General features: G+C 70.9%; 18 protein-coding genes. 14 read left to right on the top strand and 4 right to left on the bottom strand.

The features are described from left to right. The first annotated feature begins 152 nt into the window (after positions 1-152). The 4 genes from fdhF to ACYVIP_RS30400 are packed head-to-tail and all read left to right on the top strand — an operon-like array spanning position 153 to position 7,916. The gene (fdhF, locus tag ACYVIP_RS30415) at positions 153-3,053 is read left to right on the top strand and encodes a formate dehydrogenase subunit alpha (protein WP_460402523.1); all 2,901 of its coding nucleotides are present in this window, start codon (positions 153-155) and stop codon (positions 3,051-3,053) included. Beyond that, a complete protein-coding gene (locus tag ACYVIP_RS30410) occupies positions 3,050-4,789 on the top strand; it encodes an NAD(P)H-dependent oxidoreductase subunit E (RefSeq protein ID WP_460402522.1) in 1,740 nt (579 codons plus the stop codon). The genes fdhF and ACYVIP_RS30410 overlap by 4 nt, the downstream gene beginning before the upstream one ends. Beyond that, positions 4,786-6,012: a molybdopterin molybdotransferase MoeA gene (locus ACYVIP_RS30405; protein WP_460402520.1), complete on the top strand. Its 1,227-nt coding sequence runs from the start codon at positions 4,786-4,788 to the stop codon at positions 6,010-6,012. Before ACYVIP_RS30410 ends, ACYVIP_RS30405 begins: the two co-directional genes overlap by 4 nt. Further along, a complete protein-coding gene (locus tag ACYVIP_RS30400; RefSeq protein ID WP_460402518.1) occupies positions 6,009-7,916 on the top strand; it encodes a molybdopterin biosynthesis protein in 1,908 nt (635 codons plus the stop codon). Before ACYVIP_RS30405 ends, ACYVIP_RS30400 begins: the two co-directional genes overlap by 4 nt. 142 nt (positions 7,917-8,058) lie before the next feature. Here the strand turns inward: ACYVIP_RS30400 and ACYVIP_RS30395 are convergent, their stop codons facing one another. Further along, a complete protein-coding gene (locus ACYVIP_RS30395; RefSeq protein ID WP_460402516.1) occupies positions 8,059-9,003 on the bottom strand; it encodes a TrmB family transcriptional regulator in 945 nt (314 codons plus the stop codon). 88 nt (positions 9,004-9,091) lie between these two features. On the opposite strand from ACYVIP_RS30395, the gene ACYVIP_RS30390 reads away from it, so the two are divergent. The 10 genes from ACYVIP_RS30390 to ACYVIP_RS30345 all read left to right on the top strand — a co-directional run bounded on the left by ACYVIP_RS30390 (position 9,092) and on the right by ACYVIP_RS30345 (position 22,966). Then, on the top strand, positions 9,092-12,376 hold the full coding sequence (locus ACYVIP_RS30390) for a S8 family peptidase (protein WP_460402514.1): 3,285 nt from the start codon (positions 9,092-9,094) through the stop codon (positions 12,374-12,376). 53 nt (positions 12,377-12,429) lie between these two features. Beyond that, positions 12,430-12,936: a nuclear transport factor 2 family protein gene (locus ACYVIP_RS30385; protein WP_460402512.1), complete on the top strand. Its 507-nt coding sequence runs from the start codon at positions 12,430-12,432 to the stop codon at positions 12,934-12,936. Positions 12,937-12,956: 20 nt separating this feature from the next. Beyond that, positions 12,957-15,482 carry a polysaccharide lyase family 8 super-sandwich domain-containing protein gene (locus ACYVIP_RS30380; RefSeq protein ID WP_460402510.1) on the top strand — a complete coding sequence of 842 codons (2,526 nt, stop codon included), beginning with the start codon at positions 12,957-12,959 and terminating at the stop codon, positions 15,480-15,482. A 262-nt stretch (positions 15,483-15,744) separates the two neighbouring features. Beyond that, a complete protein-coding gene (locus ACYVIP_RS30375) occupies positions 15,745-16,749 on the top strand; it encodes an HNH endonuclease signature motif containing protein (RefSeq protein WP_460402567.1) in 1,005 nt (334 codons plus the stop codon). A 142-nt stretch (positions 16,750-16,891) separates the two neighbouring features. Then, the gene (locus ACYVIP_RS30370; RefSeq protein ID WP_460402508.1) at positions 16,892-17,089 is read left to right on the top strand and encodes a hypothetical protein; all 198 of its coding nucleotides are present in this window, start codon (positions 16,892-16,894) and stop codon (positions 17,087-17,089) included. A gap of 63 nt (positions 17,090-17,152) precedes the next feature. After that, positions 17,153-18,262 carry a HesA/MoeB/ThiF family protein gene (locus ACYVIP_RS30365; RefSeq protein ID WP_460402506.1) on the top strand — a complete coding sequence of 370 codons (1,110 nt, stop codon included), beginning with the start codon at positions 17,153-17,155 and terminating at the stop codon, positions 18,260-18,262. A gap of 66 nt (positions 18,263-18,328) precedes the next feature. Further along, positions 18,329-19,270 carry an asparaginase domain-containing protein gene (locus ACYVIP_RS30360; protein ID WP_460402504.1) on the top strand — a complete coding sequence of 314 codons (942 nt, stop codon included), beginning with the start codon at positions 18,329-18,331 and terminating at the stop codon, positions 19,268-19,270. A gap of 125 nt (positions 19,271-19,395) precedes the next feature. Continuing rightward, positions 19,396-20,547, top strand: a complete 1,152-nt coding sequence (locus ACYVIP_RS30355; protein WP_460402502.1) for a serine/threonine-protein kinase — start codon at positions 19,396-19,398, stop codon at positions 20,545-20,547. 89 nt (positions 20,548-20,636) lie between these two features. Beyond that, a complete protein-coding gene (locus ACYVIP_RS30350; RefSeq protein WP_460402565.1) occupies positions 20,637-20,810 on the top strand; it encodes a PspC domain-containing protein in 174 nt (57 codons plus the stop codon). 86 nt (positions 20,811-20,896) lie between these two features. After that, the gene (locus ACYVIP_RS30345; protein WP_460402500.1) at positions 20,897-22,966 is read left to right on the top strand and encodes an acyltransferase family protein; all 2,070 of its coding nucleotides are present in this window, start codon (positions 20,897-20,899) and stop codon (positions 22,964-22,966) included. A 78-nt stretch (positions 22,967-23,044) separates the two neighbouring features. Here ACYVIP_RS30345 and ACYVIP_RS30340 read toward each other — a convergent pair whose 3' ends face one another. From ACYVIP_RS30340 to ACYVIP_RS30330, 3 genes are all read right to left on the bottom strand, one after another. Continuing rightward, positions 23,045-23,926, bottom strand: coding sequence for a cellulose-binding protein (locus ACYVIP_RS30340; RefSeq protein ID WP_460402498.1), 882 nt, complete (start codon positions 23,924-23,926; stop codon positions 23,045-23,047). A 137-nt stretch (positions 23,927-24,063) separates the two neighbouring features. Continuing rightward, complete coding sequence (locus ACYVIP_RS30335) at positions 24,064-24,882, bottom strand: carbohydrate ABC transporter permease (protein WP_460402496.1); 819 nt, start codon at positions 24,880-24,882, stop codon at positions 24,064-24,066. 73 nt (positions 24,883-24,955) lie between these two features. Beyond that, positions 24,956-25,825: a carbohydrate ABC transporter permease gene (locus ACYVIP_RS30330; RefSeq protein WP_460402494.1), complete on the bottom strand. Its 870-nt coding sequence runs from the start codon at positions 25,823-25,825 to the stop codon at positions 24,956-24,958. Positions 25,826-25,827 lie beyond the last annotated feature (2 nt).

Here is a 25,827-nt window from a genome sequence, read left to right as displayed (position 1 = left end):
GGGAGCGACGGAGCGTGCGCCGTCTGGACTGACGAGCGCGCGCAGGCGCGCCAGCGCCGAGCACGGGAGGAGGGAAGACGGCGCATTAGCGTAGTCGCGAGAGCGACCAAAAGATACGGTATGCTGTATGCAATACGAGGGACGGAGTGATGATGACGGCTCTCGATGAGCGGACGGCCGTACGGACGGTGACGGCCGAGATCGATGGTCAGCAGGTGACCGTGGCCGAGGGCACCTCGATCTACGACGCCGCCAAGGAGGTCGGCGTCGACATCCCGGTGCTGTGCCACAACGAGCGCTACGACCCGGTCGGCGTGTGCCGGATGTGCGTGGTCGACACCGGCGGGCGGGTGTTCGCCGCCGCCTGCGTGCGGCCCTGCGAGGACGGCATGACCGTCAAAACCGACACCCCCGAACTGGTCCGCAACCGCGCCACCCTGACCGAGCTGCTGATCTCCGACCAGCCGGCCCGCGCCGAGGACCCCAAGCAGACCACCACCGGCGACAACCTGCTGCTCGACCTGGCCGACACCTTCGACGTCGCCAAGGAGACCACCGAGCTGCCATGCGGCTCCGGCCGCGGCCGGGACTCGTCCAACCCGGTCATCGACGTCAACCACGACGCCTGCATCCTCTGCGACCGCTGCGTGCGCGCCTGCGACGACCTGCAGGGCAACGACGTCATCGGCCGCACCGGCAAGGGCTACGCCACCAGGATCGCCTTCGACCTGGACGACCCGATGGGCCAGAGCTCCTGTGTGACCTGCGGCGAGTGCGTGCAGGCCTGCCCGACCGGCGCGCTGACCAACAAGGCCATCAACAACATCCCGATCCAGCCCAAGGAACAGCTCGACGCGGTCGACAGCGTCTGCCCCTACTGCGGCGTCGGCTGCGCGCTCACCTACTACGTCGACCGCTCGCGGGACGCCATCGCCTACGCCGAGGGCCGCGACCAGCCGGGCTCGCAGAGCAGGCTGTGTGTCAAGGGCCGCTACGGCTGGGACTACGCCGCCTCCCCGCAACGCCTCACCACGCCGCTGATCAGGGTCGACGCCGCCTACCCCAAGGGCCCGCTGTCGGCCGACGTCCGCGGCGACGCACGCCGCGATGCCAAGAAGGGCGCCAAGAAAGGCCGCGACGGGCGCCGCAAGCCCGGCGGGCTGGTCGACTACGACGAGGTCATGCCGCACTTCCGCGAGGCCACCTGGGACGAGGCGCTCGACCTGATCGCCAGGCGGCTCAAGGAGATCCACGCCACCGGCGGGCCGGGCGCGATCGCCGGGTTCGGCTCGGCGAAGTGCTCCAACGAGGAGGCCTACCTCTTCCAGAAGCTGATCCGCACCGGCTTCGGCACCAACAACGTCGACCACTGCACCCGGCTGTGCCACGCCTCCTCGGTGGCCGCGCTGTTCGAGGGCGTCGGCTCCGGCGCGGTGTCCACCACCTACGGCGACGTGGCCAACGCCGACGTCGTGATCATCACCGGGTCCAACCCGACGGCCAACCACCCGGTCGCCAGCTCGTTCTTCAAGCAGGCCCGCCGGCGCGGCACGAAGATCGTCTACGTGGACCCGAGGGCGAGCACGGTCGCCGAGCACGCCGACTACCACTGCCAGGTCAAGCCGGGCACCGATGTCGCGTTCTACAACGCGATCATGCACGAGGTGATCCGGCTCGGGCTGATCGACCGGGACTTCATCGCCGCCAGGGTGTCCAACTACGACGAGCTGGCCCGCACGGTCGCCGACTACCCGCCGGAGCGGGCCGCGCAGATCACCGGCGTGGACGCCGACCTGATCCGTGAGGTCGCGAAGGTGTGGGGCGAGGCGGGAGCCGCGGTCATCTACTGGGGGATGGGCATCTCCCAGCACACCACCGGCACCGACAACGCGCGCTGCCTGATCGCGCTGTGCTCGATCACCGGCAACGTCGGGCGACCGGGTACGGGCCTGCATCCGTTGCGCGGACAGAACAACGTGCAGGGCGCGTCGGACGCCGGGCTGATCCCGATGTTCTACCCGGACTACCAGGGCGTGGACGCCGCCGCCACCCGCGAGCGTTTCGAGCGGGCGTGGGGCACCACGCTGGACCCGAACCGGGGGCTGACGGTCACCGAGATCATCGGCTCGGTGCTCAAACCCGATGGCGTGCGCGGCATGTACATGCTCGGCGAGAACCCCTTCCTGTCCGACCCGAACATCAACAAGGTGCGCAAGGCGTTGTCGCAGCTGGACTTCCTCGTGGTGCAGGACATCTTCCTCACCGAGACCGCGGAGTTCGCCGACGTGGTGCTGCCGGCGTCGTCGTACCTGGAGAAGGACGGCTCGTACACCAACACCGACCGTCGAGTCCAACTGGGACGGAAGGTGCTCGATCCGCCGGGGCAGGCGCGGGTGGACTGGGAGATCATCCAGGACATCGCGCGCCGGATCGGCCTCGACTGGGACTACACGGCGCCCAGCGAGGTGTTCGACGAGATGGTGGCGCTGATGCCCTCCTACGCGAACCTGCGTCACGAGAACCTCGGGCTGTCCGGGAAGCTGTATCCCAACGCCGACCCGGAGCACTCCGACGGCACCGTGGTGCTGTTCGACGAGCGGTTCAACACCAACGACGGGTTGGCGCACCTGGTGCCGGCACAGTGGTTGCCGGCCAAGGAACTGCCGGACGCGGAGTACCCGCTGGTGCTCAACACCGGGCGGCTGCTCGAACACTGGCACACCGGGTCGATGACCCGCCGGTCGTTCGCGTTGGACACGATCGCGCCGGAGGCGGAGGTGTACCTGCACCCGAAGGACGCCGCCGACCGGGGGCTCGCGCACGGCGAGCTGGTGCGGGTGCGGTCCCGGCGCGGGGTGATCGAGCTGCGGGTACGGATCTCCCACCGGGAACAGCTGGGCAACTGCTTCATCCCGTTCCACTTCCGGGAGGCGGCGGCCAACCTGCTGACCATCGACGAGATCGACCCGTACGGCAAGATTCCGGAGTTCAAGTTCTGCGCGGTCCAGGTGGAGGCACTCGGCACCGCGCACGCGGTTGGGGTTGACGCATGACGGTTACTCCTGACAGGACACGGGTTCCCGGGGTCGAGGCGCGGGCGGGGAAGTTTCCCGGGCCGTCGTTGATCCCGGCGTTGAACGCGATCCAGGCCAGGCTCGGCTGGTTGCCCCGCGAGGAGCTGGAGGAGCTGGCCCGCGAGGCCCGCCGGCCGCGCTACGAGATCGAGGGCCTGATCTCGTTCTATCCGCACTTCCGCACCACTCCGCCGGCGAAGGTCGCGCTGCACGTGTGCCACGACCTGTCGTGCTGGCTGCGCGGCGGCGAGGACCGGATCGCCGAGGTGAAACAGCGCTACGGCACCGACACCGACGTCGAGCTGGTCGAGGTGTCCTGCATCGGCCGCTGTGACGTGGCGCCGGCCGCGGACGTCAACGAGCATCCCGCCCCGGTGTCCGATGTGGACGACCTGGTGGCCTCGGCGCGCGCCGGCACGGTCGGCGAGGCGAGCGTGGCCGGCCGCGCCGAGCCGTGGCCAAACGACCCCTATCCGGCCGGCTCCGCGGTGACCGAGCGGTACCGGTCGCTGCGCGCGCTGCTGGCCGGCGAGCTGGACCCCGGTGAGGTGGTGGCCACGCTGTCGGCCTCCGGGCTGCGCGGCATGGGCGGTGCCGGCTTCCCGACCGGCAAGAAGTGGGAGCTGGTCGCGGCGGCCCAGCCGGGCACGGTGAAGTACGCGATCTGCAACGCCGACGAGTCCGAGCCGGGCACCTTCAAGGACCGCCAGATCCTCGCCGACCAGCCGCACCTGGTGCTGGAGGGCCTGCTGCTCGGCATGGCCGTGGTCGGCGCGGAGCAGGGCTGGGTGTTCATCCGGCACGAGTACGGCCCGGAGGAACGGGTGCTGCGCGCGGAGATCGAGGCGCTCCGTGCGGCCGGCGTGCTCGGCCGCGACGCCTGTGGCAGCGGACGAACCCTGGATCTGGACATCTTCGTCTCACCCGGCGGGTACATCCTCGGCGAGGAGACCGCGCTGCTGGAGTGCATGGAGGGCCATCGCGGCGAACCGCGCAACAAGCCGCCGTTCCCCGGTAACTACGGCCTGCACGGGCGGCCGACACTGATCAACTCGGTGGAGACCTTCGCCGACGTGCCGGTGATCCTGCAACGCGGCGCCGGCTGGTGGGGCGAGCAGGGCCTCGGTGACTCGGTCGGCTGGAAGTTCTTCGCGGTGTCCGGGCATGTCGAGCGGTCGGGGGTGTACTGCGTGCCGATGGGCACCACGGTGCGCGCGCTGATCGACCAGGCCGGCGGTGTGCTCGGCGGGGCCGAGGTCGGCGCGGTGCAGCCGGGCGGCGCGTCGTCGAACTTCATCGGGCCCGACGGGCTCGACCTGGCGCTGGACTTCGGCACGCTGGCCGAGGCCGGCACCATGCTCGGGTCCGGCGCGCTGGTGGTGCTCGCCGAGGGCACCGACCTGCTGGCCGCCGCGACCAACGTGCTGCGCTTCTTCCGCAACGAGTCCTGCGGCAAGTGCGTGCCCTGCCGGGTAGGGTCGACCAAGGCCCACACGCTGCTGCGCGGGGTACTCGACTCCGGCACGTCCACATTGGACGACGAGCGGCGCGGGCAGGTTCTTCGGTTGGAGGAGGCCATGCGCAAGACCTCGATCTGCGGGCTGGGTCAGGTGGCGCTCGGACCGGTGGTCTCCGTGCTCGGTCTCGACAAGGGCGGCGCCGCGGCTCGACCCCAGCCTCGGCCGGCCGGCGCGCCGGAACAGCCGGACAGGTGACCAGCAGCGGCAAGGAGTTCTTCACCGCCCGTACCGTGTCGCAGGCCCTGGCGGGGTTCCGGCCGGCGCACCGCACCCCGGTCGAGCACGTGCCGCTGGCCGCCGCGCTGCACCGGGTGCCCGCCGCCGACGTGCCGGCACCGGGGCCGCTGCCCGGTTTCCCTCGCTCCACAGTGGACGGCTACGCGGTCCGCGCGGCCGACACCTATGGCGCGTCGGAAGGCCTGCCGTCCTATCTGGACCTGACGGGCGCGGTGCTGATGGGCGCGGCGCCCGAGGTCGCGGTCCGCCCCGGCTGCTGTGTCGCGATGCCGACCGGGGGCGTGCTGCCCGACGGCGCGGACGCGGTGGTGATGGTCGAGTACACCGCGACCACCATGCCGGGCACCATCGAGGTCACCCGCCCGGTCGCGCCCGGCGGGGGAGTGGTGCGCGCCGACGAGGACGTCGCGGCCGGCGCGGCGCTGGTGCCGGCCGGTCGCCCGCTGCGCGCCCCCGACCTCGGGTTGCTGGCCGCCGCCGGGGTGACCACGGTCGCGGTGGCCGCCCGGCCGAGGGTGGCGATCATCTCCACCGGCGACGAGGTCGTCCCACCATCCACAGTGGACCTCGGGCCGGGTCAGGTGCGGGACGCCACCGCGCCGGCACTGGCCGGCCTGGTGACCGACGCCGGCGGTGAACCGGTGCTCGCCGGCATCGTCGACGACGAGCCGGGCGCGCTCAAGGACAAGCTGACCGAGGTGCTCGCGGACGCGGACCTGGTCGTGGTGTCCGCCGGCTCCTCGGTCGGCGCGCGGGACGAGACCGCGGGCGCGGTCGCGGCGGTCGGCGAGATCTGGTGCCACGGCCTGGCGATCAAACCGGGCAAGCCGACCCTGCTGGCCGACTGCGGCGGCATCCCGCTGATCGGGCTGCCGGGCAACCCGCTCTCCGCGCTGGTGGTGTTCGGCCAGGTCGGGGTGCCGCTGTTGTGGCGACTGTCCGGTTGCGACACTCCGCCGCCCCCGCCGAGCACCCTGGCCCGCCTCGGGCGCGACCTCGCCTCGGCGGCGGGCAGGCGCGACATCGTCCAGGTCACCCTCCGCGACGGCGTGGCCGAGCCGCTGTTCGGCCCGTCCGCGCTGCTGTCGGTGCTGACCAGGGCCGACGGCTATCTGACCATTCCCGAGCCGGCGACCGGCCTGGCCGCCGGCACCCAGGTCGAGGTGGTCCGGTACCGATGAGCAGTCCCTTCGTCACCGACGTGCCGGCCGAGGAGGCGCTGGCCGCCTGGCGGGCGGCCAGGATCGCGGCCGGCTGCCCGCCGAGGGTGGACATCCACCGGGTGCCGGTCGCCGAGGCGGTCGGCCGGGTGACCGCGGCGCCGGTGTGGGCCAACCGGTCCTCGCCCGCCTTCGACGCGTCCGCGATGGACGGCATCGCGGTGCGCAGCGCGGAGACCATCGGCGCGGCCGAGACCACCCCGGTGGTGCTCGGGCCGGGCGCGTTCGAGGTCGTGGACACCGGCGACCCGCTGCCGGCGGGCTACGACGCGGTGGTGATGCGCGAGCACGTGCACCGCACCGAGGACGGCGGCGCCGAGCTGCGGGCCGCGGTGCCGCCCTACCAACACATCCGCTCGATCGGCGAGGACATCAGCGCCGCCGAGCTGTTGCTCTCGGAGGGACACCGGCTGCGCCCGGTGGACGTCGCCGCGTGCGCCGCGGCCGGCGCGCTCGAACTGGCCGTCCGCCGGGTTCCGCTGGTGGTGATCGTGCCGACCGGCGACGAGATCCGGCCGCTGGGCGCCGACCTGCGCCCCGGCGACATCCCGGACACCAACTCGCTGATGCTCGCCGCGCAGGCCAGGGAGATCGGCTGCGCGGCACGGGTGACCGACATCGTGCCGGACGACCCGGAGCGGATCACCGAGGTACTCACGAAGTCCACTTTGGACGCCGACCTGGTGCTGCTGATCGCCGGCTCCAGCGCCGGCCGCGACGACTACACCGCCAGAGTGGTGGCCGCCGCCGGCGCGGTGGCCGTGCACGGGGTCGCGGTCCGGCCCGGACACCCGGTCGTCCTTGGCACGGCGGGAAACACGCCGGTGATCGGGGTGCCGGGGTACCCGGTGTCGGCCGCGCTCACCTTCGACATCTTCGCCGCCCCGCTGCTGGCCGAGCTGGCCGGTCTCGCGCCGCCGGAGCGCCCGCGCACCAGCGCGCGGCTGGCCCGCAAGCTGCCGTCGGCGATCGGCATGGACGACTGGGTGCGGGTGCGGCTGGGCCGGGTGCGCGACCAGGTGGTGGCGACCCCGCTGCCCAGGGGCGCGGGCGTGCTCACCTCGCTGGTGCGCGCGGACGGGCTGCTGGTCGTGCCGTCCGGAGTGGAGGGTCACCACGCCGGCGAGCAGGTGCGGGTGGACCTGTTGCGCGGGATGGGGGAGATCGACCGCACCATCGTGGCGATCGGCTCGCACGACCTGGTGCTCGACCTGGCGGCCTCCGAGCTGCGGGCCACCGATCCGCTGCGCACGCTGGCGTCGTCGAACGTCGGCTCGCTCGGCGGCCTGGTCGCCCTGCGCGACGGGCTGTGCCACATCGCCGGCTCCCACCTGCTCGACCCGGCGACCGGCGAGTACACGCTGCCCTATGTGGACAGACTGCTCGGCGCGGGGGTGGCCGTCGTCCGGTTGGTGCACCGGACCCAGGGGCTGTTCGTCCGGCGCGGGAACCCGTTGGGGCTCACCGGGATCGCCGACCTGAAGCGGCCGGACCTGCGGTATGTCAACCGACAGCGCGGGGCGGGGACCAGGGCGCTGCTGGACCACGAGCTGGCGCTGGCCGGCATCGACCCCGGCGCGGTCCGGGGCTACGGGCGCGAGGAGCACACCCATCTCGCGGTGGCGGCCGCGGTGGCCGCCGGGCGGGCGGACACCGGGCTGGGCATCCTGGCGGCGGCCAGGGCGTTCGACCTGGACTTCGTGCCGGTCGCCGAGGAGCCATACGACCTGGTGCTGCGCGCGGAGGACCTGGACAGCGCCCAGTTGGCTCCACTGTGGACACTGCTGGACCGGGAGGACTTCCGGGAACGGATCGAGTCCCTCGGCGGCTACTCCTGCGTCGAGACCGGCAAACGCGTCAGCTGAGCTACTCGCCGCGGAACAGCGCCAGCAACTCGTCGGTGGTCGACGTGGTCGTCGCCTTGCCACGCATGGCTTCGACCAGCTGCTGCCCGGGCGTGTCGCCGTCCTCGGTGGCCGGGGTCTCTTTCGTCGAGTCGCACGCCCGTCATCGGAGCCAGTTCTCGCGTTGGGCCAGGGCGCCTGCCTGGAAACGGGTTCTGGCGCCAAGCTCGTCGAGCAGCTCGCCCACCCGCCTGGTCACCGTGCGCGAGCTGATGCCCAGCTCCCTGGCGATCGTCTCGTCCTTCGCACCGGCCGCGAGCAGGGCGAGCAGCCCCGGGTCCGGCGGCACGGCCACCCCGGGCTCTGGGATCAGCGGCGTCCCCTGCTCCCAGAGCAGCTCGAACAGCGCCACCAACGCGTCCAGCAGCGCGCACGGCCGGATCACCAGCGCGCTGGCCACCATGTCCGCCATCACCAGCGGCAACAGCGCGGTACTCCGGTCGGCGATGGCCAGCTTCATCGGCACCCGGGGATGCATCCGCGACCGCTCCCCGTTCTCCACCGCGCGCTTGGCCGCGGCCAGCGCGCCCGGGAACTCCAGCGACTCCGGCGCGTACAACCCCCGAACGATCAGATGCTCGCGCAGCCGCCCGGCCACCTCATGCTCGGAGGCCGGCACATCGGCCGCGTAGGGCGGCCGGTCGAAGACCATCAGCTCCCGCTGGCACCCGGTCACCAGCTGGGTGAACCGGTCGGCGACCGCCTGCTGGCCGACCAGGATCTCGAACAGCTCGTCTGGCTGCTGGCGTTGCTCGGCCATCTCCCTGGCCAGCACCCTGGCGTTGCGCTGCACGATGTCCAGCTCCGTGCGCCGCCGGGCGACCAGCAGGTCGATCGCGGTGTCCGGGCGCGCGGCGGCCAGCCGCACCGGGCGGCCGGGCAGCCTGCTGACCAGACCGAGCTCCTCCAGCTCGGTCACCGCCCGGCGGGTCGCCCGCTCGGAGCGGTCCAGCTGCCGCGCCAGCTCGGGGGTGGTGCGGCCGGGCGCGGCCAGTAACGCCCGGTACGCGGTCTCCGCGAATTCGGTGATGCCCAGGGTCTCCAACATGACCGCATCCTGTCTGATTGTGGACATGGCGACAATCAGCCATCACAGTCGCGTTCCGTCGGGCCGCACCGTCCAGTAAGAACTGTCCATGCTGGCTCGAGATTTTCTCCGACGTTCCGGTGCGCTGCTCGGCGTTCTGGCGGTCACCGCGACCGGAGTGCTGACCGGGGCCGTGGCCGCGCCGCCTGCGGCCGCGGCCCCATCCACCGCCGCACCGCGCCCCACCACGACGGCCGTCACGCTGATCACCGGTGACACGGTCACCCTCACCGAGCGCGCGGACGGCCAGCCGGCGGTGTCCGTGCGCCAGGCGGCCGGCACCCGCGCGGTCACCACCCTGCGCCAGGGCGATGACGTCTACGTCGTCCCCGACCAGGTCGAGCACCTGGTCCCCGAGGTGCTCGACCTGGAGCTGTTCAACGTCACCGGGTTGGTCGAGATGGGCTACGCGGACGCGGCCACCGACACCCTGCCGGTGATCGTGCGCGGCGCCCAGCCCTTCGCCAGCACCGCCGGCACCCGCCCGCTGCCCAGCATCGGCGCCACCGCGGTGTCCGTGCCCAAGGGCACGACCCTGGCCCGCACCAGGATCGCCGGCACGACGAAGGTCTGGCTGGACCGGAAGTTCGCGATGTCCGAACTGGACTGGAACCTCACCGCCATCGGCGCGCAGGAGGTCTGGGACACCGGCCTGTCCGGCGCGGGCGTGGACGTCGCGGTACTGGACACCGGCGTCGACCGCGACCACCCCGACCTCGCCGGCCAGGTCGCCGCCGAGGTCGACCTCACCGGCGGCGGCTCACCGGCCGACGGCAACGGGCACGGCACGCACGTCGCGTCCATCATCGCGGGCACCGGCGCCGCCGCGGCGGGCGCGCGCCAGGGGGTGGCCGCGAAGTCCCGGCTGCTGTCGGCCAAGGTGCTCGACGCCGAGGGCCTGGGCCAGGCGTCCTGGGTGATCGCCGGCATGGAGTGGGCGACCAGCCAGGGCGCGGACATCGTGAACCTGAGCCTCGGCGCGCGCACCACCACCGGCGACGACCCGGTGACCATGGCCCTCGACGCGCTCAGCGAGTCGACCGACACGTTGTTCGTGGTCGCGGCCGGCAACAGCGGCCCCGGCCAGCTGTCGATCGAGACCCCCGGCTCCGCGCCAAGCGCGCTGACCGTCGGCGCCACCGACGCCGCCGGCCGGGTCGCGCGCTTCTCCTCCTGGGGCCCGACCAACGGGACCTACCGCCCCAAGCCGGACATCGCCGCTCCCGGCGCGGAGATCACCGGCGCGGCGCCGGGCGGCGGCTACGCCCAGCTCAGCGGCACCTCCCAGGCCACCCCGCACGTCGCGGGCGCCGCCGCGCTGCTGCGTGAGCAGCACCCGGACTGGGACGGCGAGCGGATCAAGGCCGCGCTGATGTCCACCGCGGACGGCACCTGGACCGGCCGGCCGAGCACCGAGCAGCAGGGTGCCGGCCTGCTCAACCTGCCGGACGCGACCAGCGAGACCCTGCTGCTCGACACCCCGTCGGTCGACTTCGGCTACCTGCGCTACCCGCAGGGCCAGGAGCCCCGCGACACCGAGATCACGCTGACCAACACCGGCACCACCGAGGAGTCGGTGACCGCGACCGACCTCGTCTACCACGCCTCGGACGCCGCCGCGCCCGACGACCTGATCACCATCTCCCCGGACCGGCTGGACATCGCCCCCGGCGCGTCCGCGACGTTCACCGTCACCGTCACGCCGCGCAACGCCGAGCCCGGCCGGTACGTCGGCGCGGTCACCCTGGCCCGCGCCGGGCAGGACCCGATGACCCTGCCGGTGGCCTTCTACGCCGAGGCGCCGCGGGCCGACCTGCGCCTGACCGTGCTCGACCGGCGTGGCGAGCCGGTCGCCGGCGGCACCGTGTGGCTGGGCAACATCGAGAAGATCCACCCCGAGACCGGTGGCGGGTTCACCATCGTGCAACTGGACGAGCACGGCCGGGGCACGGGTCGGCTGGTGCCCGGCGCGGTCAGTGTGCTGACCGTGATCGAGACCCCGGCGGCCGGTGGTTCGCCGGCCACCGTCGCGCTGGCCGGCTCGCCGGAGGTGCGGCTGGACGCCGATCTGGACTACACGATCGACGCGCGTAAGGCCAAGGTGCTCAAGCCGGCGACGGTGACCGGTAAGAGCACCCGGGTGGCGGCGGCCGGCGTGCACTACGCCCACCACGACCAGGCGAACACCGGCTCGCTCGGCACGGGTTTCCCGGTCACCCGCGAGGAGATCGAACAGGGCAGGGTCTTCGTGCAGCCGACCCGCCGGGTCACTCAGGGCCGCGTGGCGCTGCACACCCAGTGGGAGCTCGACGGCACCGGCCGCGATCAGGGTGAGCTGTTCGAACTGCTGCTTGGCAAGGACGTCGTGCCGGACCCGCCCGCCTATCAGGTGTCCACAAAGGACCTCGCGCGGCTGGATACCAACTACCACACGGCCGGTCCCGGCGAACAGTCCTATCGCGAGGACTGGTGGCCGGCGCAGGAGCTGTACGGCGGGTTCACCTTCAGCCGGGCGGCGACCGCGCCCCGGCAGCGGGTCGAGTGGGTCAGCGCACGGCCGGACGTGGCGTGGTCGCACTGTCTGTTCGGTCCGCGAGCGCTCGTGAGCATGTGTACGCCGCCGGCCAGCTACGCCGCGCGGTCGCGGCAGAGCCCGGTCTGGTTCCGCGCGCTGACGCCGACGATGTTCCAGGGACAGCACGACCGGAACCGGATGGAGCTGCTCGTCGGGCTGACCGACGGGACTCATCGGGGCCACCCCCGGGATCCCGCGGTGATGGGCGAGGCGAGCCTGCGCCTGTTCCGCGACGGGGTCGAGCAGTCCCCGGTGGTCCCCAGTACCGGCTGGTTCGACATCTCATCGCCCGACCAGGCCAACTTCCGGCTGGAACACCGGGCGACGCCGAGCAGGGACCACCTGCGCCTTGGCGGTCAGGTCGACACGACGTGGACCTTCCCCTCCGCCGCGCCGACCGATCCGACCAAGTGGACGAGCACGCCCACGCTGCTCGCGCTGGATTACGACCCGCCGACTGACACCGCAGGCCGGCTGCCGGCGAGGGTGCCGCTGCTGATGCCCATGCGGCTGATGTCGAACCCGAACACGTTGACCCCGATCAGGACCGAGCGCGGCGGGCTGAACCTGTGGACCTCGACCGACCAGGGCCGGCACTGGCAGCGGGCGATCGTGCTGCCCCAGCGGGACGGCACGTTCCTGACCATGGCGTTGATCTCGCCGAGGTCAGGGCAGGCGGTGTCGGTGCGCGCCGAGGGCGCTGGAGCGGAGGGCAGGACGGTCAGCCAGACGATCATCGACGCCTACCCGGTCCGCTGATTTAGTAGAACACGTTCTTGTTTGTCGCCGCGATCCGGCGCAGGCTGGAGGCCATGGACCTCGTCGCACTCGAAGAGATCAAGCGTCTCAAGTACCGCTACCTGCGCTGTGTCGACACCAAGGACTGGGAGGGGTTGGCCGGCACGCTCACCGAGGACGCCACCGCCGACTACGGCACCCCGGTCTACGGTGAGCCGCTGCGGCTGGCCGACCGCGCGGCCATCGTCGGGTTCATGCGCGACAAGCTCGGCGGCCCGGACATGATCACCACCCACCTCGCCGGCCAGCCGGAGATCGACCTCGACGGCGACCAGGCCAGTGGCCGCTGGTCCTTCCAGGACACGGTGATCGCCACCCGCTACCGGGTGGTGATCACCGGCGCGGCCTTCTACGAGGACCGCTACCGCCGGGAGGCCGACGGTCAGTGGCGCATCCGGCACACCGGCTACCAGCGGACCTACGAGGCGACCATGTCCCTCGACGACCTGCCGAGCTTCCGGTTGACCGCCAACCGGTGGACTCAGGAATCGGTGGGTAAAGAACCATTGAACAACGCGTAGATCTGGTTACTGTCATCCGTGTGCGCATCACACGTCGACAAGCCCTTGCCCTGGCGCCCGCGGCCGGCCTGCTCGCGGTGTCCGTGCCAGCGCCGGCCGCCGCGTCCACCGCCGCGTCCCCCGCCGTGTCCACCGCCGTGTCCACCGCCGTGCCGGCGGACGCGTCCCGGCTGCTCGCCAACACCGTGGCGAGCCTCGCCGGCACCGCGGCGTCCAACGCGCGGCCCGAGGTGGCCGGCAAGCTCGCGCTGATCACCCGGACCGCGCGCGACCACGTGGCGGCGCTGGCCGCCGCCGGCGACGGTGAGCTGTTCGCCGGCGTGCCGCTGGGCACCGACGACGCCAACCTCAACCGTAGTTTCCAGTACCTGTACGAGATCGCGCTCGCCACCCGCACGCAGGGCGGTGAGCTGCTCGACGACCTCGCCACGCAGCAGGCGGTGCTCGACGGGCTCGTCTGGTTGCACGAGCACCACTACGGCGACCAGGGCGCCGGCTACTACGGCAACTGGCACAACTGGGAGATCGGCATCTCCGCCAGCGTGAGCAAGACGTTGGTACTGCTGGCCGACGTGGTCGCGCCCGAGCTGGTCGGGACCTATGTGGACTCGATGGACGCCTACCTGCGCAACGGAACCGACGGCGACGTCGATCTCGACTCCCGGTTCCACACCGGCGCGAACCTGGCCGACATCACCACCAACCGCATCCTGCAGGGCGCGGTGCTCGGCGACGACGCCCGGGTCGCCAAGGCGGTCGCCGACCAGCGCACGGTGTTCGCCACGGTCGACCCGTACCACCTCAACCACGGGGTCACCGACGGCTACTACGCCGACGGGTCGTTCATCCAGCACCACTCGGTGGCCTACACCGGCTCGTACGGCAAGGCGATGCTGACCAGGGTGGTGCAGGCGATCAAGGTCCTGGACGGCACCGCGCACGCCGGTGGGGGCGAGCTGGTCGAGGTGGTGCGTGGCTGGGTGGTGAACGGGTTCGCGCCGCTGATCTTCGAGGGCTGGATGATGGAGATCGTCAAGGGGCGGGCGGTGTCCCGGCCGGCCACCGGCTACGCCGACGTGGCCATCGTGGTGGAGGCGATCGTGGACCTCGCCGACTACGCCACCGGCGCGAACGCCGTGGCGCTCAAGGGTTACGTCAAGCACCTGCGCGCCGCGTCGCCGAGCGCGCTGGACCCGACGAGCTTCGTCTCCCCGGCCAGCATCCAGCGCTACGCCGACATCATGGCCGACGCGGCGATCCCGGAGGCGGACCTGAACCCGGCCGCGCGCACGGTGGCCTTCAACGCGATGGACCGGACCGTGCACCGGCGGCCGGGCTACGCGTTCGCGCTGGCGCGAAGCTCCGACCGGATCAGCAAGTACGAGTACATGAACGGCGAGAACCTGATGCCGTGGTTCGCCGGCGACGGCGCGTACCACCTGTACCTGTCCGGACAGGACCAGACCAGGGCGTACGGCGTCGACTTCGTCACCACCGTGTCGCCATACCGGCTGCCGGGCACGACCGTGCCGACCCAGCGACGGCAGACGGTTCCCGAGCTGTACGGCCGGTTCTGGTACGAGAACCCCGGTCATCCGCTGGAGTTCACGTCGTCGTCGGAGTCGCAGAACAAGTACGTGTACTTTCCGCGCGGTACCAACGGGTTCTCCGGCGGTGCCACGCTCGGCACGTACGGGGCGGCGGGCATGGTGCTGTCCGACGACGTGCCCTACGTCGACCAGCGGGCGGGGATCCTGCCGGCGGACTTCGTCACCTACCGCAACGCGCGCGCGACCAAGTCCTGGTTCCTGCTCGACGACGAGATCGTGGTGCTCGCCGCCGGGGTGTCCGATCCGGACGGTCGAGCGGTAGTGACCACTGTGGACAGTCGAATCGCCGCACCGGCCGATGAGATCGTGCTCACCGGTGGCGCGCCAGGCACCAGCAGGCTGCGCTGGCTGCGCTACGCCAACACCACCGAGGGCACGGCGGTCGGCTACGTCTTCCCGGACGAGCCGAAGGTCAGCGTCGAACTGGCGCCGGTGACCCGGAGCCAGCGGGTGGTGCGCGCGACCAACCCCGACACGCAGGTGACCAAGAACGTGTTCACGGTGTCGATCGCCGGCACCGGCGACCTGGCCTACGTACTGGTCCCCGGCGCGACCGACGAGCGGCTGCGCGCCTACGCGAGGGGACCGCTGCGCGTGCTGGCCAACACCCGGCGACTACAGGCGATCCGCCGCAGCGGGCTGGGGTTGGTCGCGGCGAACGCCTTCGCCCCCGGCTGGCACCGCGTCGGCCGCCTGGCGATCGACGGCCCGGCCTCGGTGATCCTGCGCCGCCTCCCCGGCGGCACGCTCACCATCGCCCTGTCCGACCCGACGATGGACCGCCACGAGGTCGCGGTCCTGCTCCGCGGCGAACGCCTACGCCCGATCTCCGCCGACGACGGCGTCCGGGTGCGTCGAGTCCCCGGCGGCACCCTGGTCGAGGCCCGCACCCACGAGACCCATGGCCAGAGCCTGACCGCGACACTCGGCGCGTAACCGACTTGTCTTCGCTACGTCTTGTCATAACTTTCTCGATCAGGTGATTCCCTTGTGTGGCAAGGAAAAGTCTCGCGTTCGAGGGTAAACTGGGCATATGTTCGCTCCCGTTATCGATGTGCCGTCAGGGGATCTCCTGCAGGGGATTCCGTTGGCGACTGCGTTGGGGATGCAGCGGGTGGCGTGGCGGACTGAGGGTTATGCGTTGGAGCAGTTGGCTGCCTACGCGGCGAACGCGGATTAGAGGTTCGCGGCGTTGGAGGTGGCGGCGTTGTTCGGGATGTCGTTGCGTGCCGCGCAACGACGACTTGATCTGGCGATCACCCTGGCTACCCGGCTTCCGTTGACCTTGGAGGCGGTGAAGCAGGGTCGGTTCGACAGCTATCGGGCGAGCAGGATCGCCGATGCGGTCGCACTGTTGTCTGATCAGGACGCGGCCACCGTTGAAGCGGAAGTGGTTCCCCAGGCTGGGGATCTGGCGCCGGCTCCGTTGAATCGGTTGTTGGGTAGGGTGATTCGCCGGGTCGACGCCTCCGTCATCCAACGCCGGCACGAGCAGCGGATGGCCGAACGACGAGTCGACGCCTACCCGACCGAGGACGGCTGCGCCGCGTTCACTGTGCACGGTCCCGCTGACCGTGTTCATCTCGCTGATGAGCGGGTGAACGCGATCGCTCGTCGTCTGAAGGAGACCGGCGCTGCTGAGGGTCGCACGCTTGATCAGTTGCGTGCGGATGTCGCGTTGGATCTGTTGGCAGGCAAGGATTTCGAACACGCCAAAGTCACCGTGCAACTCACCCTGCCCGCCGCCACCGCACTCGGTGTTACCACCGCGCCTGCTCAGTTGGCTGGTTACGGTGATCTTCCCGCGCAGCGGGCGTTGGTGCTCGCTGGGCAGACCGACGCGACCTGGCGGCGGATCCTGACCGATCCGGCGACCGGTCAAGCCGTTGATGTCGGCCGACGTAGGTACACCCCGCCAGCCGCGTTGCGTGACCAGGTGAGGGCAGAGCTACCCACCTGTACCGGTCCCGGTTGCGTTCGGCCGGCGTATCGGTGCGATATCGATCATCGACAACCGTTCCCTGATGGGCCAACCGATCGGGACAACCTTCACCCTGCGTGCAGGCGTCATCATCGGGCGAAGACGCTGGGTGGCTGGCGAGTTCGCGACCAGGAACGCACCCTGGTCTGGTTTTTCCCGGCGGGTTACCACTACCCCCACCGACCAGAGCCCATCGCCGACCCCGACCCGCCGCCTTTCTGACCCGACTCACCACGGGTGAAACTGACGATGGACCCGGATCGGGCAACCGTCGTGTTCCGCGTTGATTCGGGAGGGGTCCCGTCGGCGGTGCGTAGTTTTACGCTCGCCGGCAGTTTTGTAAACCCCAACCGAAGGAGGCACGATGGACCACTCAACAAAGCGGGCGGCATTCCTTACGCTGGCCGCGGGAATTCTGGCGGGTGGCGCGCTCGCGCTGACCGCGACTCCGGCAGTGGCCGCTCCGCAGGGCGCTGACATCACGCCGGGTTTGGTCGCCGTCGACCAGGCGCGGGATCTCGCCCCACTCGACTGGTCCCCGAGCAACCCCAGCGGTGCCTGAGACCGGCAATCACATGAAGGAGGGCCGGGGCGCCCCGGCCCTCCTTCCGGCACGGGAGCCCTCATGAACCAGGTGGAAATCTTGGACTGGCGGCCACGACTGCGCGACAGTCTCGTCGCCGAACACGTCGGTAACCAGTTGCTGTTCGTCTCCAGTTCTGATCGGCGGGCCAGGCGGTTCTCCGCTACGGACGTCGTTCTCCGGCTTGTCCCGCTGCTGACCGGGGAACACACCGTGGCGGAGCTGATCGAGCGGTTGTGCGATTCCGAGGAGACCGTCGTCGAACTGTGCACGGCCCTGCTGACCCTGCGGGAAGGGCGCCTGCTCAGCCAGGTCGCGGACCCGCTCGCCGAACACGGCACACTCACGGCGGGCGAGGCCGGGCACTACGACCGTCAGCTGCGCCTGTTCCAGGAGTTCTGCGACGCCGGGACCATTGACGGCGACCGGGGGTACGCCTTTCAGGAACGGCTCAAGGCGGCCACCGTGGTGATCTGCGGAGTGGGCGGGCTCGGCAGTTTCACCGCGGCATCACTGGCCGCGGCCGGGGTCGGCACGATCATCGTGTGTGACGACGACATCGTCGAGGAGAACAACCTCCACCGGCAACATCTGTACACCATGGCGGACGTCGGAAAACGCAAGGCGGTGGTGCTTTCCGAACGGCTCATGGCCAGCAATCCGCACATCACCGTGACCCCGGTGGTGAAAAGGCTCGAACAGCCCGCCGATCTCCGGGAAATCGCGGCCGCCAGCGATTTCGTCGTCAACTGCGCGGACTGGCCGGGTATCACGGAAATGGCCGAGCTGGTGACCGAGGCGTGCTGGCCGCACACGCCCCACCTCATCGGCGGCGCCTACGCCTACCACGTCGGCATGTTCGGTCTCACCGTGATTCCCGGAACCACCGCCTGCTGGTACTGCCTGCTGGCCGAGGGGAAGAGGAAACTGGACCGCACCGGCATGCGGCGGCTCAAACCGAAGACCCGGTACGCCGGGGTCATCGGCGCGCAGTCCGGCATCGTCGGGAACACCATGTCCTGGGAGACGATCCGGTTCCTCGCCGGCATGCCGACCGCGCTCACCGACCGGTGGGTCCAGCTGGACTTCTGGACGATGGCGGTCCTGGAGTGGCCGGTGCCCCGCAGCCCCGACTGCCCCCGGCGTGCGTGACCAGCATGTTTGGCATGTAACCCACTGAAGGGTTATATATGGGGTTATGTCTTCCCTTGGTGCCGCGTGAGCGGGCCGCTGCTGCTGTTGGCCACCGGCGACACCATGGCCCATCGCCTGGCCTCGGTGGCCACCGGCGCGGAGCTGCTCGCGACCGCCGGGCCGACCGGCACCCGGATCGTGGTCGAGGACGTGCTGGCCGAGCCGTCCTGGGACATCTCGACGGCCACCCAGCTGGCGCTGGCCAGGCGGGTGCGCCAGGCACTCGCGGCCGACGGGTTCGCCGGCGTGGTGGTCACCCACGGCCTCGACACGCTGGCCGACACCGCCTTCCTCGCCGACCTGGTCGCCGGGCCGGTGGCCGCGCGGGGCTCGATCGTGTTCACCGGCGCGGCCACCACCCTGGCCGCGGCGCACCCCGACGGGCCGGCCAACCTCGCCGACGCCATCGCCCTCGCCGCCGACCCGGCCGCCAGGGGCGCGGGCGCGCTGGTCGGCCTCGGCGGCGAGGTGCACGCCGCCCGCTGGGCGACGCTCGCCGACTCGGCGACGGTCACCTCCTGGCCCCGCCGGCCACTCGGTCGGGTGGCGGCCGGACAGGTCCGGCTCGGCGCGCGCCCCCCGCGACCGCCGCGCGGACCCGTCGAGCCGGAGGCCGACGTCGCGCTGCTCAGCGTCTACCCGGACATGCCGCCGTCGCTGGTCACCACGGTGACCGACGCCGGCGCGCGCGGCCTGGTGCTGGCCGGCACCGGCGCGGGCAACGTGCCGGTCGAGCTGTTCACCCCGGTCGTCGACGCGACGGCGATGGACATCCCGGTGGTGGTCGCCTCCCGGGTGCCGACCACCGGCATCGGCCTGGTCGGGCGGATGGGCGCGTTCGGCGCCGGTGGCCTGCCGCCGAGCAAGGCACGGGTCGCGCTGATGGTCGCCATCGGTGACGGCGGCGGGGTCGCCGCGGCCAGGGCCTGGTTCGCCGCCTGGACCGCCGATCAATCGTCTACATAGGACAACTGTGAGGTGACCGGTTGACCCGTTGGTGGAGCGGTACCCCCGGTGCGGGGGGAGTCGCCGTCACCAGGGTTTCGGCTGGTATTGCCGGTGGTAAGCATCGTCCTGGGAGAGGGGGGTGCGTGCCTGTGGAGCTTCAGAATCCGTCTCCGGCCACAACTGGCCCCGTCACCCTGCTGGACGGCCGGTACCGGATCGGTGAGGTGCTCGGCCGCGGCGGGGTCGCCACGGTGTACTCGGCGGTCGATGTCCTCCTGGGACGCGACGTCGCGGTGAAGGTCTTTCGTCGGGAGGGCAGTCGCCTCTCCCTCTACCGGTTCGCCGCCGAGGCGCGCCTGCTGGCCGGGTTGTCCCATCCCGGCCTGGTCACGGTGCACGACGTCTGCCTCGACAGCGACCAACCCTATCTGGTGATGCACCTGGTCACCGGCAGCACGCTGCGTGGCCTGATGGACCGGGGGCCACTCGCCTCGGTGACCACCGCGCGCGTCGGCGCGCGGATCGCCGAGGTGCTCGCCTACGTGCACACCAGGGACATCGTGCATCGCGACGTCAAGCCGTCCAACGTGCTCGTCGACACCGCCGGCGCCGGCTTCCTCGCCGACTTCGGCATCGCCAGGGCCATGGGGGCCGCGCACCTCACCCTGACCGGGGAGCTGATCGGCACGGCCGCCTACCTCGCGCCGGAGCAGGTGACCGATGTGGACGTCACGCCCAAGGCCGACGTCTACGCGCTGGGCCTGGTGCTCCTCGAGTGCCTGACCGGCAGGCCCGAGTACACCGGCACCACGGTGGAGGCCGCGGTCGCCCGGCTGTCCAGGCAACCCCGGATCGGCGAGGAGGTCCCGGCCGCCTGGCGCGGCCTGCTGACCGCCATGACCTCGCGGGAGCCGGTCAACCGGCCGGACGCGGCGACCTGCGCCGGGCTGCTCGGCGCGCTGGTCCGCGACCCGCTGGCGGTGATCCCGGTGCTTCCCCTACGCCGGGAGCCGAAGTTAGCCCGAGTGGGACTGCTGGTCGCGGGCCTGGCCGGCGCGCTGGTCATCGGGGTCATCGGCTCCACGGTCGTGGTGCCAGAACGGCCGAGCGAAGACGGCTCGCCCCCGGCGAGCACCACGCCGCCCGTGACGCCGAGCAGGACCCCGGTCGCCCCGGTCGCCAACTCGACGGTGGTCGGGCCGACACCACCGCCGGCGAGCCCGCCGCCACCGGCCACGCCCCTGGACACCCAGGCCAGGGTCAGCCCGCGACTGCCGGACCAGCCTCCCCGGTAAGGGGTTTGCCGGCCGCGTGCCGGGGGTAACTCAGGGTTCTCAACGATGGCGCGGCCGTGCGGAGCGGGGATGGTGGAGTCATGACCACAATGACGAGACCGCAGAGCAAGAAGATGATCGCCGGTGTCTGTGCCGGCATCGCCGACCGCTACGGCTGGCCCGTCGGCCGGGTCCGGCTGGTGTTCGTGCTGTCCTGTCTGCTGCCGGGACCGCAGTTCATCCTCTACATCGCGCTGTGGATCATGATGCCCAAGCGCTACTGACTCGGGTGACGCCGATGTGAGGCGTGCGCGGTTGATGGGTACGGTGCCCGCAGGGGAATGTCACCGCGATCTGGGGGCTGGCACACGTGGGCACCGTTGTCGAGCAGCGGGTGGGCGGCAGCGCACCGGCAGGTCAGCGCACCGGGTTCCGCGCCGACATCCAGGCGTTGCGCGCGGTGGCGGTGCTCGCCGTGGTGCTCAACCACCTGTGGCCGGAGTGGCTGACCGGCGGATACGTCGGCGTCGACGTGTTCTTCGTGATCTCCGGGTTCCTGATCAGCTCGCACCTGAACCGGGAGATCACCGGCACCGGCCGGGTGCGGCTCGGCCGGTTCTACGCCCGCCGGGTGCGCAGGCTGCTGCCGGCGGCATTCCTGGTGCTGGTGGTCAGCCTGGTCGCCGCCTACTTCCTGCTGCCCTACCCGCGTTGGGCCGCGACCGCGGACGAGGCCGTGGCCAGCGCGCTGTACTACGAGAACTGGCTGCTCGCGGTCAACTCGGTGGACTACTCGGCGGTCAACGCGGTCGCCAGCCTGGTGCAGCACTACTGGTCGCTGTCGGTCGAGGAGCAGTTCTACCTGGTCTGGCCGCTGTTGTTGCTGCTGCTGTTCAAGCTGCGCGGCAGGCGCGCGCAGCTGGTCGGGATCGCGGTGGTCGGCGCCGCCTCGCTCGGCTACAGCGTGTACCTCACGGAGGTGTCGCCCAACGCGGCGTACTTCGTCACGCCGGTGCGGGTCTGGGAGTTCGCGCTCGGCGCGCTGGTCGCGCTGGGTGGTGCGCGGCTGGTGTTGCCGAAGGTCGCCGCCGGGGTGGCCGCGCTCGCCGGGTTCGCGCTGATCGTGACCACGGCCATCGCCTACGGGCACGGCACGCCGTTCCCCGGCTACCTCGCGCTGCTGCCGACCGTGGGCACCGCGTTGGTCATAGTCGCCGGCACCGGTGGGGCGCGGTTGTGGCACACGCCGGTGACCTCGGCCTGGCCGGTGCAGTTCCTCGGCAACGTCAGCTACTCGCTGTACCTGTGGCACTGGCCGCTGATCCTGCTGGCGCCGTTCGTCCTGGGCACCACCGAGCCGAGCGTGCCGCAGCTGCTCGGCGTGCTCGGGGTCGCCATCCTGCTGGCGTACCTGTCGAAGGTGCTGGTGGAGGACCGGGGGATGGCGCTGACCCGCGGCACCGGGCTGACCTTCGCCGGCATGGTCGCCGGCGTGGTGGTCATCGCGCTCGTGGCCGGCACGCTGAACTGGACCTACGGGCGGCACGTCGCGCAGGCCGAGGTCGAGATGGCCGAGCAGCGGGCGAACCGGTGTCACGGCGCGGGCGCGCTCGACCCGGCCAACGAGTGCCCGGACCCGCTCGGCCCGGCCGAGATCGTGGCGATGGGCCCGGCCAACGAGTACTACAAGACCCCCAGGGAGTGCCGTCAGCTCGACGAGTACGCCGCCGGGGGCAAGAAGACGACCTCGATCTGTGACTTCAGCCGAGGCGCCGACTCACCGAAGACCGTGTGGCTGGTCGGCGACTCGCACGCCCAGCAGTGGCAGGGGCCGCTGCTCGACCTGGCGCGGGAACACCGGTGGGTGTTGAAGCTGAGCTACCTCGGCGCGTGCCCGTTCGCCGACATCGAGTACGTCGGCTACCGGGCGCGGGCGGCCGAGGGCGGCACCCAGCCGTGCATGGACTGGAGCGAGCGGATGGTCGAGGTGATCGCCGACGACTCCCCGGACCTGGTGCTCGTCTCGTTCTTCGCGCGCGCCGAGATCGCCGACGATGGCAGCGACCGGTCGCAGGTCGAGCAGTACCGCGACGGTCTGCTGCCGTACTGGCGCACGTGGACCGCCGCGGGCGCGCGGGTGGTCGTGCTGGCCGACCCGCCGTACAACCGGGACGTGCGCGACCGCGACTGCGTCACGCTCAACCCGACCGAGCCGCTCGCCTGCGCGGTGCCCCGCGCCGAGGCGCACCCGCTCGACCCGCTGACCGAGGTGGCCAGGACCACGCAGGAGGTCACGCTGGTCGACCTGTCCGACCACTTCTGCGACGCCGAGCGCTGTTACGCGGTGGTCGGCAACGTCGCGGTGTACTTCGACGGCGACCACCTGAACCTGGAGTTCGTCCGGTCACTGAAACCGATGCTGGCGCCGGCCGTCGGTTGACGCCCTGAATGGGTCGTTCGGGACGTTCACCGTCCTGAATGCCTCATTCAGGGCATCGGGTCCCGGTGTGCGGCCAGGTCAGCTGGCTGCCTGGGTGGGGGCGACGTGTTCTCGGGGGGTGGGGAGTGCCCTCGGTCTCGGGGGTGGTTCGGCCTCGGCCGCGTCCGGTCGTAGCAGGGGACTGGCCGCGGCCAGTACCTCCTGGGCGCCGCGGATCCTGGCCGCCACCTGGCCGCGCAGGTCGTGGAGCTCGTCGACTCGGCGGGTGGCGGCGTCGATCCGGCGGGTGGCGTCGGCTCTCGCCTCCGCGACCAGGCGGTCGGCCTCGGCCCTGGCCGCCAGCTTCTGCTCGACGATCTCCCGCATGGCCTCGGCCCGTCTGGCCGACATCGCCAGGTCGAAGTCGGTTTCGACCCGCTCGCGGCGTTTGGCCGCGCGGTCGTCGAGCTCCGCGCGGCGGCGGTCGGCCTCGGTGGTCATGTCCGCGACCTCGGCCCTGGTCTGGGCGAGCAGCGTGCGGTGCTCGGTCTCCATGGTGCGGCGTCGCTCGTCCAACTCGGCGATGGAGTCCTCGTAGCGGGCGCGCAGCCGGCCGGCGGCCTCCTCGGCGGTGGCCCAGCAGTTCTCGGCGGCGGCCTGGGCGCGGGCGATGATCTCCGCGGCCTCCTCCTTGGCCAGCTCAAGCATGCGCCGTAACCGTTCCGGCAGCGCGGTCGCGTCGATCGGCGCGCGGCTGAGCTCGTCGACTTTCCGTTCGAGTTTGGCCCGTTCGGCCCGGAGTTTCTCTACCTCCTTGGTAAGGCTCTCGGCATGATGGGCGTTCGCGTCGCGGTCGGCGGCCAGCATGCGGAGCTCCTCTTCGACGCTCTGCACGTACTGGCGAACCGGACCGCGCCGGTAACCACGGAGCACCACGTCGAATCCGGTGCGCAGTGGTACCAGCTCCCTGCCGTCAGCCACCCGGCCATCACTCCCTCTGCCCCAACTGTCCTTTGTGGACAGATCGGGTGTCGCTAACGAACACTTTTTGCTGATTCCACGTATACCAGCAAAACTAGCAGGCAGTGAAGGCCCTCCGCTGGTTTGCCATGATCAACTCAGCCCTTGATGGCGCCCGCGGTCAGACCAGCTACGATTCGCCGGTTGGCGATGAGGAACATCACCAGTGGTGGGACCGTGATCAGCAAAATGTTCATGAACAACAGGTTGTACTGGGTCGAGTACTGACTCTGGAAGTTGTAGATGGTCAACTGCACGGTCGCGTTCTGGTCCCCTGGCAGGAAATACAGCGGATTCGTGAAGTCGTTGAAGATCACGACCGACTGCACGACGATCACCGTCACCGCGACCGAGCGCAGCAGTGGGAAGATCACCTGGAAGAACACCCGCAGCGGCCCGGCGCCGTCGATCACCGCGGACTCGTCCAGCTCGCGCGGCACGGTGGCCAGGAAGTTGCGGAACAACAACACGGAGAACGAGAGCCCGAAGGCCACCTCGACCAGGATCAGCCCCGGCATCGTGCGGAACAGGCCGAGCCGCTGGAGCACCCAGATCGTCGGCACCACCGCGGGCGGGATGATCAGGCCGGCCAGGACGAGGAAGTCGACCAACCCGCGCCACCGGCCGCGCCGCCGCTGCAGCACGAACGCCACCATCGCCGCCAGCACCACCATGATCGTGACACTGGTGACGGTCAGGATCGTGCTGTTGATGTAGGCGATGATCAACATGTAGTCGCGCGCCTCGATGACCGCCACGAAGTTCTCCACGAACCGCAGCTGGTCGGGCCAGGAGAAGTCCAGCGCGGCCGCGCCCTGCCGGTCCTTGAGCGCCTGCAGCACCACGAACACGAACGGCACCACGAACAGCACCACCGACACCCCGACCGCCACCACGCTCACCAACACCCGCCGCATGGCCCCACCTCCCCGGCTCGGTCCGCAACGCAGCGAAGGGTCCCTTCGCTGCGGTCGACACCGCGTTGGCCGGTCACAGGTGGACCTCGCGGCGGTTCAGGACGTGGGTCAGGGGTAGGACGATGGCGGTGACCAGGAGGAACAGCACCACGTTGCCGGCGGTGGACAGGCCGTAGAAGCCCGCCTGGTACTGCTTGTAGATCACCGACGCGATCACGTCCGAGGTGAACCCCGGTCCGCCTCTGGTCATCGCCCAGATCAGGTCGAACGACCGCAGCCCGCCGATCAGCGACAGGATGATCACCGTGGTCGTCGCCGGCCAGACCAGCGGCAACAGCACGTACCGGAAGCTCGCCAGCCGGCCGGCGCCGTCGACCATGGCCGCCTCGAAGTACTCCCGGGGGATGGACACCACCCCGGCGATGTAGATCATCGTGGCCAGCCCGATGCCCTTCCACACGTCCACCAGCGCGACCGACAGCAGCGCGTAGGAGGGATCGGTCAGCCACCCCGGCCCGTCGATGCCCAGCGTGCCGAGCGCGTCGTTGATCAACCCCTGGCTGGGGTGCATGAGCACGGTGAACGTGATCCCCACCCCGATCGTGCTCACCAGCACCGGGAAGAACACCACCGAGCGCAGCAGCCCCCGGCCGAGGATGTTCGAGGTCAACAGCACCGCGAGCGGCAGCCCGAGCACCACCTTCAACCCCGAGGTGACCACCGCGTAGACCAGCGTGTTCACCAACCCGCGCACCAGCGCCGGCTCGCGGAAGAACTGCACGAAGTTCTCCAGCCCGATGAACTCGTGGTCGAACAGCGTCCAGCGGGTGAGGCTGAAGTAGAACGAGGCGAACGTCGGCAGCAGGAAGAACACCGCGTACACGGCCGCGGCCGGCAGGTAGAACCAGTACGGATACGTCGACCGGACCCGGACGGTCGCCACCG

This window comes from Actinophytocola sediminis, from assembly GCF_054779715.1.
Note: the sequence above shows the minus strand (reverse complement) of the source record. Positions and strands in the feature narration are given on the sequence as shown.